Source organism: Ruegeria sp. AE4 (assembly GCF_056542185.1).
This window is the reverse complement of the sequence record NZ_JBQFZK010000004.1, coordinates 106,500-120,040: the sequence shown is the minus strand read 5'-3', so window position 1 is coordinate 120,040 and position 13,541 is coordinate 106,500. Positions and strand designations below refer to the sequence as shown.

General features: G+C 60.7%; 14 protein-coding genes. 11 read left to right on the top strand and 3 right to left on the bottom strand.

Going from position 1 to position 13,541, the window contains the following annotated elements:
• Positions 1-25: 25 nt before the first annotated feature.
• The 11 genes from thiD to radC are packed head-to-tail and all read left to right on the top strand — an operon-like array spanning position 26 to position 8,175.
• The gene (thiD, locus tag ACR0EK_RS08620) at positions 26-829 is read left to right on the top strand and encodes a bifunctional hydroxymethylpyrimidine kinase/phosphomethylpyrimidine kinase (protein ID WP_480898640.1); all 804 of its coding nucleotides are present in this window, start codon (positions 26-28) and stop codon (positions 827-829) included.
• Positions 826-1,803: a glycine oxidase ThiO gene (thiO, locus tag ACR0EK_RS08615; RefSeq protein ID WP_480898638.1), complete on the top strand. Its 978-nt coding sequence runs from the start codon at positions 826-828 to the stop codon at positions 1,801-1,803. Before thiD ends, thiO begins: the two co-directional genes overlap by 4 nt.
• Positions 1,787-1,981, top strand: coding sequence for a sulfur carrier protein ThiS (gene thiS / locus ACR0EK_RS08610; protein ID WP_209506920.1), 195 nt, complete (start codon positions 1,787-1,789; stop codon positions 1,979-1,981). The genes thiO and thiS overlap by 17 nt, the downstream gene beginning before the upstream one ends.
• A 2-nt stretch (positions 1,982-1,983) precedes the next feature.
• Positions 1,984-2,748 carry a thiazole synthase gene (locus ACR0EK_RS08605; protein ID WP_480486968.1) on the top strand — a complete coding sequence of 255 codons (765 nt, stop codon included), beginning with the start codon at positions 1,984-1,986 and terminating at the stop codon, positions 2,746-2,748.
• Complete coding sequence (locus ACR0EK_RS08600; RefSeq protein ID WP_480486970.1) at positions 2,745-3,341, top strand: thiamine phosphate synthase; 597 nt, start codon at positions 2,745-2,747, stop codon at positions 3,339-3,341. Before ACR0EK_RS08605 ends, ACR0EK_RS08600 begins: the two co-directional genes overlap by 4 nt.
• Positions 3,338-4,303, top strand: coding sequence for a HesA/MoeB/ThiF family protein (locus tag ACR0EK_RS08595; protein WP_480538352.1), 966 nt, complete (start codon positions 3,338-3,340; stop codon positions 4,301-4,303). The genes ACR0EK_RS08600 and ACR0EK_RS08595 overlap by 4 nt, the downstream gene beginning before the upstream one ends.
• An 18-nt stretch (positions 4,304-4,321) precedes the next feature.
• A complete protein-coding gene (locus ACR0EK_RS08590; protein ID WP_480486973.1) occupies positions 4,322-5,257 on the top strand; it encodes an ABC transporter substrate-binding protein in 936 nt (311 codons plus the stop codon).
• A complete protein-coding gene (gene tenA / locus ACR0EK_RS08585) occupies positions 5,254-5,928 on the top strand; it encodes a thiaminase II (protein WP_480538350.1) in 675 nt (224 codons plus the stop codon). Before ACR0EK_RS08590 ends, tenA begins: the two co-directional genes overlap by 4 nt.
• Positions 5,925-6,653 (top strand): ABC transporter ATP-binding protein, encoded by a 729-nt coding sequence (locus tag ACR0EK_RS08580; protein ID WP_209506926.1) that lies wholly within the window; start codon positions 5,925-5,927, stop codon positions 6,651-6,653. The genes tenA and ACR0EK_RS08580 overlap by 4 nt, the downstream gene beginning before the upstream one ends.
• Positions 6,650-7,384, top strand: a complete 735-nt coding sequence (locus tag ACR0EK_RS08575; protein ID WP_480898635.1) for an ABC transporter permease — start codon at positions 6,650-6,652, stop codon at positions 7,382-7,384. The genes ACR0EK_RS08580 and ACR0EK_RS08575 overlap by 4 nt, the downstream gene beginning before the upstream one ends.
• 35 nt (positions 7,385-7,419) lie before the next feature.
• Entirely contained in the window at positions 7,420-8,175 is a 756-nt protein-coding gene (gene radC / locus ACR0EK_RS08570) for a RadC family protein (protein WP_209506928.1), read from the top strand.
• A 3-nt stretch (positions 8,176-8,178) separates the two neighbouring features.
• Here the strand turns inward: radC and ACR0EK_RS08565 are convergent, their stop codons facing one another.
• The 3 genes from ACR0EK_RS08565 to secA form a co-directional block, all read right to left on the bottom strand.
• Complete coding sequence (locus tag ACR0EK_RS08565; protein ID WP_480898633.1) at positions 8,179-9,735, bottom strand: phosphate ABC transporter substrate-binding/OmpA family protein; 1,557 nt, start codon at positions 9,733-9,735, stop codon at positions 8,179-8,181.
• Positions 9,736-9,759: 24 nt separating this feature from the next.
• Complete coding sequence (locus ACR0EK_RS08560; protein ID WP_480898630.1) at positions 9,760-10,677, bottom strand: hypothetical protein; 918 nt, start codon at positions 10,675-10,677, stop codon at positions 9,760-9,762.
• Positions 10,678-10,777: 100 nt separating this feature from the next.
• Positions 10,778-13,495, bottom strand: coding sequence for a preprotein translocase subunit SecA (gene secA / locus ACR0EK_RS08555; RefSeq protein ID WP_480898627.1), 2,718 nt, complete (start codon positions 13,493-13,495; stop codon positions 10,778-10,780).
• Positions 13,496-13,541 lie beyond the last annotated feature (46 nt).

Below are 13,541 nucleotides of genomic sequence, written 5' to 3'. Positions count from 1 at the left end.
TGCCCAAAGAAGATGGAGCAACGACATGGCGGCAATTGCCCTGACCATTGCAGGATCTGACAGCGGCGGAGGCGCCGGGATTCAGGCCGATCTGAAAGCGATGTCGGCGCTGGGTGTATTCGGCGCAAGCGTCATTACCGCTGTTACGGCGCAGAACACGCAAGCCGTCACTGCGGTGCATGGGGTTCCGCTGGATGTCATTGCTGCGCAAATCGACGCGGTGCTCAGCGATCTGGATGTGACGGCCATCAAGATCGGTATGCTTGCCACGCCAGAGATCATTCACACAGTGGCCCGAGGCCTGGAAGCGTTCAAAGGTCTCGTCGTTCTTGATCCTGTCATGATCGCAAAATCCGGAGATGCGTTGTTGGCGCAGGAAGCGGTCCGGACACTGCGCGAAGTGATGGTGCCAGCAGCGACTGTGCTGACACCCAATCTGCCCGAAGCGGCATGTTTGCTGGATGCGAAACCGGCGCAATCACCGGACGAGATGGCCGCACAAGGCAAGGCCCTGTGTGCTCTGGGCGCGGGTGCGGTTTTGATGAAGGGCGGGCATGGGTCGGGCGATGTCTGCCACGATCTGTTGGTCGACCCCTCAGGCGTCGTGGCCGCATTTCAGGCCCCGCGTCAGAACACGAAAAACACCCACGGAACCGGATGCACTCTGTCGTCTTCGATCGCCGCCGGTCTGGCCAGGGGTCTGCCGCTGAGGGATGCGATCGCGCAGGCGCATAATTATCTGCAAGGGGCCATCGCGCGGGCGGATGAGCTGAAGATTGGTGCCGGGCACGGTCCTGTGCACCACTTCCACCGGATCTGGCCCGCATGACACTCTGGTCGGTTATAGGTGCGGGCGTAACGGGTCTGGCCGTGGCCAGCGAGCTTGTGTCACGCGGGGCAAAGGTGCAGGTTTTCGATCCGGGCGGCCCGCCCGGCCCGCATGGGTGTTCCTGGTGGGCCGGTGGGATGCTGGCCCCTTGGTGTGAATTTGAAAACGCGGAAGAACCGGTGCTGCGGCTGGGGCAGGAAGCAATCGAATGGTGGGCGCAGCGAACGCAGGTAAACAGACATGGAACTCTTGTCGTTGCCAATGCGCGCGACCTGCCCGACCTGCGCCGGTTTGCACGCCGGACCGAAGGGTTCAGCGAGGTTGATCGTGCGAAAATACTCGAATTAGAGCCTGATCTGAGCAAGTTCGGCAAAGCTCTGTATTTTGAAAACGAAGCTCACCTTGATCCTCGTCAGGCGTTGCGCGATCTGCATCGTCACCTGCAAGGCGCAGGCGTGGAATTCCACCGAAAGCTGGCTCCGGTGCAACTGGACAACGCCATAGACTGCCGGGGCTTGCACGCGCGCGAATATCTGCACGACCTGCGCGGCGTGAAGGGTGAGATGCTGGTTCTTCGTTGCCCCGATGTGAACCTTTCGCGTCCGGTGCGGCTGTTGCACCCGCGGATGCCGCTTTACATCGTTCCGCGCGGGGATGGCGTCTACATGCTGGGCGCAACTATGATCGAATCCGAGGACAGCAGCCGCATCACCGCGCGTTCGATGCTGGAACTGCTCAGCGCGGCCTATGCCGTGAACCCGGCCTTTGGCGAGGCCGAGGTGCTGGAGATCGGTGTCGATCTGCGCCCCGCTTTCCCGGACAACCTGCCGCGTATCCGGCGATTGGGCCGGACAATTTATGCCAACGGGCTTTATCGCCATGGCTATCTGCTGGCCCCTGCACTGGCGCGGGGTGTCGCTGATCTGGCATTGGACAACACACATTCGGAGATGGTCGATGAAGATCGTGCTTAACGGCGAGACGCGCGATGTGCGCGCGGAAACCCTGTCGGATCTGTTGCTGGAATGCGGCTTCTCGGGCCGTGTGGCCACCGCCGTGAACGAAGATTTCGTGCCGTCAAGCCTGCGTATTGCGCACAAACTGACCGACGGCGACCGGGTCGAAGTGGTCGCACCAATGCAGGGGGGCTGAGGATGCGAATGTTCTACGGCATCGAACTGCCGAACCCCTTGATGCTGGGCACCGCCCAATATCCCAGCCCTGCCATTCTGGAACAGGCCTTTCGCGAAAGCGGTGCGGCGGTTGCCACGGTATCGCTGCGGCGGGAATCCGGCGCGGGTCAGACATTCTGGCAGATGATCCGCGAGCTGGGTGTTCTGATCCTGCCAAATACGGCTGGCTGTCATACGGTGAAAGAGGCGGTGACAACAGCCCATATGGCGCGCGAAGTGTTTGATACCAAATGGATCAAGCTGGAACTGATCGGCCACACCGACAGTTTGCAGCCGGATGTGTTCCAGCTGGTCGAGGCCGCGCGCATCCTGACCGAAGACGGGTTTGAGGTGTTTCCCTACACCACCGATGATCTGATCGTGGGCGAACGCCTGCTCGAAGCGGGGTGCGAAGTGCTGATGCCGTGGGGCGCGCCTATCGGGTCCGGGCGAGGGCTGAACAACGAATACGCCCTGCGGTCAATGCGGGCCGAGTTTCCTGACACGCCGCTGGTGGTGGATGCCGGGATCGGCCTGCCCAGCCACGCGGCCCATGCGATGGAACTGGGCTATGACGCCGTTCTGCTGAACACCGCTGTGGCCCGTGCCGGTGATCCCGTTTTGATGGCCAAGGCGATGGCGCAGGCAATCCATGCCGGACAACTCGCCCATCAGGCAGACCCGATCGAGGCGCGTGATATGGCCGAACCTTCGACCCCTGTTGTTGGAAAGGCATTCCTGTCATGACGCTGGACCGTTTCTATCCGATCTTCGATCACGCGGACTGGTTGCGGCGGATGCTGCCCCTGGGTGTCAAGCTGGTGCAGCTACGTATCAAGGATCAGCCGGATGAGGTGGTGCGCGATCAGATTGCCGCCTCGCGCGATCTGTGCCGCGACTACGGGGCGGTTCTGGTGATCAACGATTACTGGCAGCAGGCCATCGATCTGGGTTGTGACTGGGTTCATCTGGGGCAAGAGGATCTGGATGATGCTGACCTGAAAGCCATCAGAAAAGCGGGTCTAAAGCTGGGTGTTTCCACTCATGACGATGATGAGCTTGAGCGGGTTCTGGCCATGGATACTGATTACGTGGCGCTGGGTCCCATCTATCCGACCATCCTGAAAAAGATGAAATGGCATCAGCAGGGCCTGCCCCGCGTGACCGAATGGAAGGCGCGGGTTGGCGACATTCCTCTGGTCGGTATTGGCGGCATGAGCGTCGAGCGCGCAGCAGGGGTGCTGGCAGCGGGGGCCGACATTGTCTCGGCCGTCACGGACATCACGCTGAACACCGACCCCGAAGCGCGGGTGCGTGCTTGGATCGAGGTCACGAGATGAGCCGCTATGTCCGCCAAACGCTGCTGCCCGAGGTTGGGGCCGAAGGACAGGCCCGCCTGACTGCGGCCCGTGTTCTGGTGGTCGGCGCAGGTGGTCTGGCCGCGCCGCTTCTGCCGCTATTGGCCGGAGCCGGAGTGGGGCATATCACGATTGTAGATGGTGATATCATTGATCTGTCGAATCTGCATCGCCAAACGTTGTTTTCAGAAGAAGATTGCGGGCAGTCAAAGGCTGAACGCGCCGCTGACCGATGCCGTGCGTTGAATGCCGAAATCGATGTGATTTCCAGGAAACAGGCTCTAACTGGGGAAAATGCGCCCGATCTGGTGTCGCAGGCAGATATCATTCTGGATTGTGCCGACAGCTATGCGGTCAGTTATTTGCTGTCGGATACCTGTCTGGCACAAGGCAAGCCACTGATCAGCGCCTCGGTACTGGGGCTTTCGGGTTATGTGGGCGGCTTCTGCGGCAGCGCGCCTTCTCTGCGAGCCGTTTTCCCCGATGCGCCGGATAGCGGCGCAAGCTGCGCCACGGCGGGTGTTCTAGGCCCCGTTGTCGGTGTGATCGGGTCCATGCAGGCGCAGATGGCGCTGAACCTGATCTTGCGGCTTGACCCGTCCCCGCTTGGGCAGATGGTGCAATATGATGCGCGAACCCTGCGCTGCACCGGGTTTCGTTTTGATGACGCGCCGGAACCGAACAGCTGTTTCCGCTTTCTCTCTGCCAGTCAGTTGAAGGAGACAGACCAGATTGTCGAACTGCGTGACCCGGACGAAGCGCCGGTTCCAGCTCACCCGAATGCGACGCGCATTTCACCCGAAGAAATTCAAATAATAGATTCTAAAAAAGGGCAACGCCTTGCCCTTTGCTGTGCCACCGGGCTGCGCGCATGGCGCGCTGCCGAGAAAATTCAACCGATTTGGCCGGGCGAGATTGTCCTCGTCGCGGCCTCAGCCTCCTGAGAAAAGGAAACGTGAGATATGAAAAAGCTGATGACAGCCCTTGCCCTTCTGGCCGCCGCGCCGGCCTGGGCCGAAGACAAGATGACCGTCCTGCTGGACTGGTTCATCAACCCCGACCACGGGCCCATCATCGTGGCGCAGGAAAACGGCTATTTCGCCGAGCAGGGATTGCAGGTCGAAGTCGTTGCCCCCGCCGACCCGTCCGCGCCGCCGCGTCTGGTTGCTGCCGGTCAGGCGGATCTGGCGGTATCCTATCAGCCGCAGCTGCATTTGCAGATCCACGAAGGGCTGCCGCTGAAACGGGTCGGCACGCTGGTCGCGACGCCCCTGAACTGCCTGCTGGTTCTGAAAGACGGCCCGATCAAATCGCCCGCTGACCTCAAGGGCAAGAAAATCGGCTTTTCCGTCGCCGGTGTGGAAGAGGCCATCCTCAGCACCGTGCTTGGCAAATACGAAGTCGCGCTGGATGATGTTGAAATGATCAACGTGAATTTCTCACTCTCGCCCTCGCTGATGACCGGTCAGGTGGACGCGGTGATTGGCGCCTATCGCAACTTCGAACTGAACCAGATGGATATCGAAGGCCGCCCCGGCACCTGTTTCTATATCGAGGAAGAAGGCGTGCCGTCTTATGACGAACTGATCTATGTCGCCAACCCCGATACGATGGACAAAGACAAGATCGCCCGTTTCCTGGCCGCGACCGAAAAAGCGACTCAGTACATCGTCAACAACCCGGAAAAAAGCTGGGAGGTCTTCTCGGCCACCTCGCCCGAGCTGCAGGACGAGTTGAACGCGCGCGCATGGGTCGACACGCTGCCGCGCTTTGCTCTGCGTCCCGCCGGGTTTGACGCTGGCCGTTATGCCCGGTTCGAAGCGTTCCTGAACGACAGCGGCATGATCGATACTGTCCTGCCCGTCAGCGACATAGCCATCGACGTCACCGCGCAATGAGCGATTATGGCAAAGCCTTTGCGCTGATGCGCGATGCGGCGCAGGGGCCGTGGCGGGATTACACCCGCCACGCTTTTGTCGAAGCCCTGAAAGACGGCACCCTGCCACGTCCGGCGTTCCTGCACTATCTGCGTCAGGACTACGTGTTCCTGATCCACTTCTCGCGCGCCTGGGCGCTGGCCGTGGTGAAATCGGAAACACATGCTGAAATGCTGGCGGCGTCGCGTACCGTGAACGGCCTGATCAGCGAAGAGATGAAGCTGCATATCGGCATTTGCGAAGCAGAAGGCATCTCGCAGTCCGATCTGTTTGCAACGCCGGAACGGCCCGAAAATCTGGCCTATACCCGCTTTGTCCTCGAGGCGGGCTATAGCGGTGATCTGCTGGATCTTCTGGCAGCACTTGCACCCTGCGTCATGGGATATGGTGAGATTGGCACCCGCCTGTCTGCGGAGGCAACATCAACATCCTATCGCGGCTGGATCGATACCTATGCGGACGAGGGCTATCAGAACGCCTGCGCCGCCGTGGGCGAGTTGCTGGATTCGGCTCTAACAAGGCGGATTGGGGCGGATTTTCAGTCTTCGCCCCGCTGGGATCGTTTGTGCCGGACGTTCCGCACGGCCACGGAATTGGAGGTCAATTTCTGGCAGATGGGTCTGACCCCATGACCCCGGCGCCCGATCTGACCATCAGCGGCACTGCTACGATCGACGGCGCGATTCTGTTCGCACCGCTGACCCTGACGCTTGACGCTGGGGCTTGGACCTGTCTGCTGGGCGGATCGGGTGTTGGCAAAACCACGGTCTTGCGGCTGATTGCCGGGCTGGAAACCGGGGCTGAATTCTCGGGCCGGATCACCGCCAGCGATGGCCAGCCGGTTTCAGACCGGGTCGCTTATATGGCGCAGGACGACCTGTTGCTGCCTTGGGCGAGTGTTGCGCAAAACGTCTCGTTGGGCGCGCGACTGCGGGGCGAGAAAGTTGACCTTGACCGGCGCGACCGCCTGATCGAGCGGATGCGGTTGCAGGACCATATGACCAAGAAACCGCCCGAGCTTTCGGGTGGGCAGCGTCAGCGCGTGGCACTGGCCCGCACCCTGATGGAAGACCGGCCGATTGTGTTGCTGGATGAACCCTTTTCCGCCCTTGATGCCCGAACCCGTGCCGATATGCAGGATCTGGCCGCCGAGGCGCTGAAAGGCCGCACTGTCCTTCTGGTGACCCACGATCCGGGCGAGGCCGCGCGTCTGGGGCAATCCATCGTCGTCATGACACAGCACGGGCTGACGCCCTGCGACCCGCCGGTTGCTCCAGCCCCGCGCAGCGTGGATGATCTGCAGACGCTGGAAACACAAGGCGCGCTTTTGCGGCTGTTGCGGGAGGGCGGGGTATGAAGTCCCTCTCTGTTCTGGCAGCAACCCTGTTTGCCCTTGCCATCTGGCAGGGGATCGTGACCCTGACCGGATTGCCAAAATTCATCCTGCCCGGTCCCGCAGTGGTTGCCGAGACCTGGTGGCAGAACCGCTGGCTGATTGCAGAACACACCTGGATCACAGCCATCGAGGTCATTATCGGCCTTGCCTGCGGCACGCTGCTTGGCGTTGTCACTGCATTGCAGCTGGCCAATTCCCGCGTCGCACGAGTTTTGGTGCAGCCAATGCTGGTGTTCACGCAGGCCCTGCCGGTCTTTGCACTGGCCCCGTTGCTGACCCTGTGGCTGGGTTATGGCCTGTTGTCCAAGGTCGCGATGGCGGTCCTGATCATCTATTTCCCGATCACGTCGTCCTTTTTTGACGGTTTGATGCGGACACCGCAGGGGTATCTGGACCTTGCACGCACGATGCAGGCCAGCAAGCGCACTGTGTTGTGGCACATCCGTATCCCTGCGGCGTTGCCGTCTCTGGCCTCGGGGATGCGGCTGGCGGCGGTGTATGCGCCGATCGGTGCCGTGATCGGTGAATGGGTCGGTTCATCGCAAGGTCTGGGATATCTGATGCTGCTGGCCAATGGCCGTGCCAAGACGGACCTGATGTTTGCGGCGATGCTGACTCTGGGCGTATTTTCGATCCTTCTGCACATGATTGTCCGCCGCGCCACCGCGCGTATGGCAGGAGAGGCTCATTAACCTTTCGGAAAGTGATTCTGCGTCAGGGTAAACGCATGACACAGGACGCCTTTGCCGAAGCCCCCATGCTGTTTGATACGGACGAAGCGCCAGCGCAGCCGCTGCCGAATGGTCGGTTACCCTCCTACATCAAAGACCATCGCAAGCGGCTGCGCGAACGGTTCATGGCGGGCGGATCCGCAGCGATCCCGGATTATGAGTTGCTGGAGCTGGTTTTGTTCCGGTCCATCCCTCGGCAGGATGTGAAACCATTGGCGCGGGCATTGATGAATGCCTTTGGCGATTTCAACCGTGTGTTGACAGCGCCCGAAGAACGGCTGCGGCAGATCAAGGGCGTTGGTGATACGGTCATCACCGATCTGAAAATCCTCGAAGCCTGCGCGCATCGGATGGCACGGGCGCGGGTGATGCAACGACACGTAATATCCAGCTGGGACGCGCTGCTGGATTATTGCCACACGACAATGGCGCATCGCGAGACCGAGCAATTTCGCGTTTTCTATCTGGATCGCAAGAACGTCCTGATCGCGGATGAGGAACAGGCCAAAGGCACCGTGGATCACGTGCCGGTCTATCCGCGCGAAGTGGCGAAACGGGCGTTGGAACTGAATGCCTCGGCCCTGATATTGGTGCACAACCATCCTTCGGGCGACCCAACGCCGTCACAGTCAGATATCGACATGACCAACCGCATTCAGGATGCCTGCTCCGCCCTGGGGCTGACCCTGCATGACCACCTGATCATCGGCAAATCGACCGAGCTCAGCTTTCGTTCCGAAGGGTATCTCTAGCGGCTACTGCACCCAAATCTCGACCCGCCGGTTGACCTTGCGGCCCCATTCGGTGTCATCGCAGGCCATGGGCATCGCTTCACCAAATCCTTCGGCGGTGACCGTGATACTATCAGGGATCGGGGCTTCAAGCGCGGCGATAACCGCGTTTCGCACGGTTTGCGCGCGCCGTAGGGCGATGCGGGCATTTGAAACGGCACCCCCGTCCCCATCGCTGAAGCCTGCAAACACCACCTTGCGCGCCTGCAACGTACCCGCGTCCAGCATTTGCGCCAGTTGCTGAATATTGGCGCGCGACTGCGCGTCCGGGCGGGACGATCCGGGTTCGAACCGGACCGACAGGGACAGGCGCGACAGCGGGCGCAAGGTCTCGATCATGCGTTGCAATTCCTCAAGCCCAACCTCAGTTCCACCAGTGACGACCGCATTGGCAAGCCGGTCCCCCTGCACGCCAACCGGCAGGGTTTCAGCCGATTGATCCACATATCCTGCGTCACGTATGGCCATCTGCGCCTCGGGGCTTTGGCTATAGGCCAGAAACTGCCGCGCAATCCGGGGCAGGCGTCGTTCCGGCAGATACAGGAACATGGGCATATTCAGCGGGTAATCTTCAGTCTTGATCGACTGGCGGGTCGCGGCCAGCGGATGCCCGCACCCGCCGGTCAACGGCAAAGCGCGGGTGCCATGGGCCGATGCCTTGCTGGCGATCCCGATGGAGAACGGATCCTTAGCCACGGCCGCGGTCAGGTCATGTATGCGTTTGTGGTGGATCGCCGTATCGGTCAGGTCCACACCGGCGGTTTTCAGAACCTGATCCTCGACCGCCTGCGCCAGCCCCGACCCGGCCTCTGGCACATGCAGTGCAATAGGGGCATCCGGCCCACCCAGCTGCGCCCAGTTGCTGACCTCTCCGGACAGAATGCGGGCCAGGTCCGCCAGCGAAACCTGCCGCATCACGCTGTCGGGGGCCACGACCGGGACCATGGCATCCAGTGCAATGACCCGCGACCGACGGGCGCGCTTCAGATCACCCAACCCCGCAGCCTCGGCAGCCTCCCGCTCGGCCTCGCGCATCTCGCGCAGGGCCATCACGATATCCGCCTGGTCCGCGATCAGGTCACTGAACCCGCGATCGGTGGTGCCCACGTCAAAGAAAAACCGTGCCAGCGGCGCCGACCGGCCTGCCTGATGCAGCTCGTAAACAAAGGTGTCCTCATCCACGCGGGCGGGGGTCGCGGTCAGGTCTTCCTGACGGGCAAAGCCGATGATCAGGGCGGGCAGCACCGTTTCGGCCATCACCGATGATCCGGAAAACTGCACCTCGGCGACGAAATCGATCAGGTTGGGGCAGGCGGGGCCCTCGCATGTGACGCCAGAACCATCCACGGTCAACGTCCCGAATTGCGTATCGACGCGATAGAACTCACCGTCAAAGCTCAGCAGATTGCCAGTCACTTCGACCTTGCCATCATGCGAGGTCAGTGTGATGTCCTGCCCAAAAGCACCGGTCGCCGCCGTCACGGAAAACAGCGCAGCCACCGCCACACGGAAAAATGTCATAAGAGGTTCAAGCCTGCCTGCGGATTACTTTGCCGCGATTGTCAGGTCTGAGAGCAGATTATTCAACACCAGAAACTCGCCTGCGCGCGAACAATCCGGCAGAGTCACGGACATGTCGCGCGACCGCAGGCGGCGGTCCGACAACAACTCCAGCGACTGCACGTTCAGCGTGTGGCCGCAATTTGCATCGGTCACTTCGGCCTCGACGGTCAGGTCAATCGTGCCGGACTGATCCGACGTACTGGCCGGGAAAGAATACACTTCGATATTCTGCGTCACACCGGAACCGGACTGACCCAGACGCATAACCTTACCGGCGCCTTCGGCAGATGCGTCATCCCAGACATGGCCATCCGCGCCATAGCTGGCACCAAATTCCAGCGCATGAATCTGCAACTCGGTATCACCCTGCCATTGCAAGACAACACGATCAAAACCGGCGATTTCGGGAACGTGAGTGGTGGCGACAGTGCCTGTTTCATCTTCGAAAGAAAACAGGAAGATCGCGTATTCCGAAAGAGCCGGGATCGCCATGTCCAGCGCGCCGCTGGCATCCGTCATCTGGCTAACAGTCAGGCCGCTATGGTGAATTTCAATCCGCTCGTTCTTGTGGCACGGCGCTTTCAGCGACAGGTGTGCCAAGGCACCGGGTGCTGCGTTTGCGTGCGCGCTGATCCGGCAGTTCGATGTCTTGGGGGCAGTGGGTACAGCGCGGGGTGCCGGTGTAACAGTGACCGGATCGGCATCTGATACGGTGGCCGAAGTCAGAACGATACTGTCCAGTCCCGACAGAATCGAAGACTGATCGGCAACAGAGGCCACATCGACACCGCCCTGCGCGCGGTTCTGCTGCGCAGCCGGTCCGTTCTGCATCAGATAGCCTATGCCCAGGGCACAAGCGACCGTTCCGCACATGGTTACGTAGTTGCGAACTACAAACAAGACACCCTCCCCAGTTGAAGGAGCAGCTTGCACTCTCGCCACCAATCGCGGCCAATTTGTGGCCGCGAGACGGACTCATTGTGATTAAAGGGTGTTAACGTCAGGTCAATCTGCCGTGGCAGTGTTTGAACTTCTTGCCGGATCCGCAGGGGCACAGGTCGTTTCGCGACGGGTTACCCCAGGTCGACGGATCACTCTCATCAAACCCCGGCAGGGCATCGCCTGACGCCGCCGCTTCGGCCTTGGCCTCGGCCTGGCTTGCGGCCTTGTCCACGGCCTGCTGGGCCTGCGCCTGTTGCGCCGCCATCTGCGCCAGCATTTCCTTCTGCTCTTCTTCGGTCAGTGGACGCACGCGCGACAATTGCTGTGTCACGGTTTCCCGCAAACCGTCCAGCATGGATTCGAACAGCTGGAAGCTTTCGTTTTTGTATTCGTTCAGCGGATCGCGCTGGGCATAGCCGCGGAACCCCACGACCGAGCGCAGATGTTCCAGCGTCAGCAGATGCTCGCGCCATTTGCTGTCGATGGTCTGCAACAGCACCTGCTTTTCGATGTTGCGCATGTTTTCGGGACCAAAGGCAACCGCCTTCTGGGCCATCATCTCATCCGCGGCCTTGATCAGGCGCTCGCGCACATGCTCGTCATCCACACCTTCTTCGGCAGCCCAGTCCTGAACCGGTGCATCGATGGTCAGCTTGTCTTTGATCGCCGCATGCAGACCGTCGGTATCCCACTGATCCGCATAGGATTTCGGCGGCATGTATTCGTCAATCAGATCGTCGATCACCTGCTCGCGCATATCCGAGACGATCTCGGACAGGTCATTGGCCGACATGATCTCGCGGCGCTGGCTAAAGATCACCTTGCGCTGATCGTTCATCACGTCATCGAATTTCAGTACGTTCTTGCGCATGTCGAAGTTGCGGCCCTCGACCTTGGACTGCGCGCGTTCCAGCGACTTGTTCACCCACGGGTGAATGATCGCCTCGCCTTCTTTCATGCCCAGCGTGGTCAGCACCTTGTCCAGCCGTTCCGAGCCAAAGATGCGCATCAGGTCGTCTTCAAGGCTCAGGTAGAACACTGTACGGCCCGGATCGCCCTGACGGCCCGAACGGCCGCGCAGCTGGTTGTCGATGCGGCGGCTTTCATGGCGTTCGGACGCCATCACATAAAGGCCCCCTGCGGCCAGAACCTTTTCTTTTTCTTCCGCGTGGCGCGCCTCTTCTGCGGCGCGCAGCTCCGACGGATCAGCCTCGGGGTTGTCCGCCATCGCTTGCAGCACCTTCATCTCGACATTGCCGCCCAGCTGAATGTCGGTGCCGCGACCGGCCATGTTGGTGGCGATGGTTACCGCGCCCAGACGGCCGGCATCGGCGACAATCTGCGCCTCCTGCTCGTGCTGGCGGGCGTTCAGAACGTTATGGGCGATGCCTTCCTTGGTCAGCATCTGGCTCAGCAGTTCCGATTTCTCGATCGAGGTCGTCCCCAGCAGAACCGGCTGGCCCTTTTCCTGCGCCAATTTGGTCTCTTCGATCATCGCGCCATATTTTTCCATGGCGGTGCGATAGACCTGATCATCCTCGTCCACACGGGCAATCGGCTTGTTGGTCGGAACCTCAACCACGCCCAGGCCGTAAATCTCGGCAAATTCCTCGGCCTCGGTCAGGGCGGTCCCGGTCATGCCGCCCAGCTTGTCGTAAAGGCGGAAATAGTTCTGGAAGGTCACACTGGCCAGCGTCACGTTCTCAGGCTGAATCTGCACGTTTTCCTTGGCTTCGATGGCCTGGTGCAGACCCTCGGACAGGCGGCGGCCCGGCATCATGCGGCCGGTAAACTCGTCGATCAGAACGACATTGCCGTCGCGCACGATGTAATCCTTGTCGCGCTGGAACAGCTTGTGCGCGCGCAGACCCTGATTCACGTGATGCACAACGGTCGTGCTTTCCGGGTCATACAGCGAATGGCCTTCGGGAATCAGACCGGCAGCCAACAGTTGCTGCTCCAGAAACTCGTTACCCTCATCCGTGAAGGTCACGTTGCGGGCCTTTTCGTCCAGCGTGTAGTGTTCGTCGGTCAGGCTCGGGATCAGCGCATCGATGGCGGTATACAGGTCCGAGCGGTCCTGCGCCGGGCCCGAGATGATCAGCGGCGTCCGCGCCTCGTCGATCAGGATCGAATCGACCTCGTCCACAATCGCGAAATTGTGGTGCTTCTGGTAAACCTGTTCCAGATCGGCCTTCATATTGTCGCGCAGATAGTCAAAACCCAGCTCGTTGTTGGTGGCATAGGTGATGTCGCAGGAATAGGCGGCCAGTTTTTCCGCGTCAGGCTGGCCCGACCAGATCACGCCGGTGGTCATGCCCACGGCAGCAAACACCTTGCCCATCCATTCCGCGTCGCGCTTGGCCAGGTATTCGTTCACCGTGACCACATGCACGCCCTTGCCGGTCAGCGCGTTCAGATACGCCGGTAGGGTCGCGACCAGTGTCTTGCCCTCACCCGTCTTCATTTCCGAGATGTTGCCCTGATGCAGGAAAACACCGCCCATCAGCTGCACGTCAAAGGCGCGCAGCCCCAGTGCGCGGCGTGCACCTTCGCGCACGTTGGCAAAGGCTTCGGGCAGCAGATCGTCAAGACTTTCGCCATCCAGCGCGCGTTTGCGCAGGTCTTCTGTCTTGTCGATCAGGCCCTGATCAGACAGTTTCTCGAACTCGGGTTCCAGCGCGTTGATCTTTTCGATCAGGGGGCGGGTCGCCTTGATCTTGCGGTCGTTCGGTGTTCCGAACACCTTTTTGGCGAGCGTTCCGAGTCCCAGCATGTTCACTCCAGCGGATCTGTTCTTGTCTTGGTTTTTGACAGGCTTG

Bases quoted from the DNA above. Each gene is read 5' to 3' on its own strand.
- thiD (WP_480898640.1), top strand. From the start codon at position 26: ATGGCGGCAATTGCCCTGACCATTGCAGGATCTGACAGCGGCGGAGGC.
- thiO (WP_480898638.1), top strand. From the start codon at position 826: ATGACACTCTGGTCGGTTATAGGTGCGGGCGTAACGGGTCTGGCCGTG.
- thiS (WP_209506920.1), top strand. From the start codon at position 1,787: ATGAAGATCGTGCTTAACGGCGAGACGCGCGATGTGCGCGCGGAAACC.
- ACR0EK_RS08605 (WP_480486968.1), top strand. From the start codon at position 1,984: ATGCGAATGTTCTACGGCATCGAACTGCCGAACCCCTTGATGCTGGGC.
- ACR0EK_RS08600 (WP_480486970.1), top strand. From the start codon at position 2,745: ATGACGCTGGACCGTTTCTATCCGATCTTCGATCACGCGGACTGGTTG.
- ACR0EK_RS08595 (WP_480538352.1), top strand. From the start codon at position 3,338: ATGAGCCGCTATGTCCGCCAAACGCTGCTGCCCGAGGTTGGGGCCGAA.
- ACR0EK_RS08590 (WP_480486973.1), top strand. From the start codon at position 4,322: ATGAAAAAGCTGATGACAGCCCTTGCCCTTCTGGCCGCCGCGCCGGCC.
- tenA (WP_480538350.1), top strand. From the start codon at position 5,254: ATGAGCGATTATGGCAAAGCCTTTGCGCTGATGCGCGATGCGGCGCAG.
- ACR0EK_RS08580 (WP_209506926.1), top strand. From the start codon at position 5,925: ATGACCCCGGCGCCCGATCTGACCATCAGCGGCACTGCTACGATCGAC.
- ACR0EK_RS08575 (WP_480898635.1), top strand. From the start codon at position 6,650: ATGAAGTCCCTCTCTGTTCTGGCAGCAACCCTGTTTGCCCTTGCCATC.
- radC (WP_209506928.1), top strand. From the start codon at position 7,420: ATGACACAGGACGCCTTTGCCGAAGCCCCCATGCTGTTTGATACGGAC.
- ACR0EK_RS08565 (WP_480898633.1), bottom strand. From the start codon at position 9,735: ATGACATTTTTCCGTGTGGCGGTGGCTGCGCTGTTTTCCGTGACGGCG.
- secA (WP_480898627.1), bottom strand. From the start codon at position 13,495: ATGCTGGGACTCGGAACGCTCGCCAAAAAGGTGTTCGGAACACCGAAC.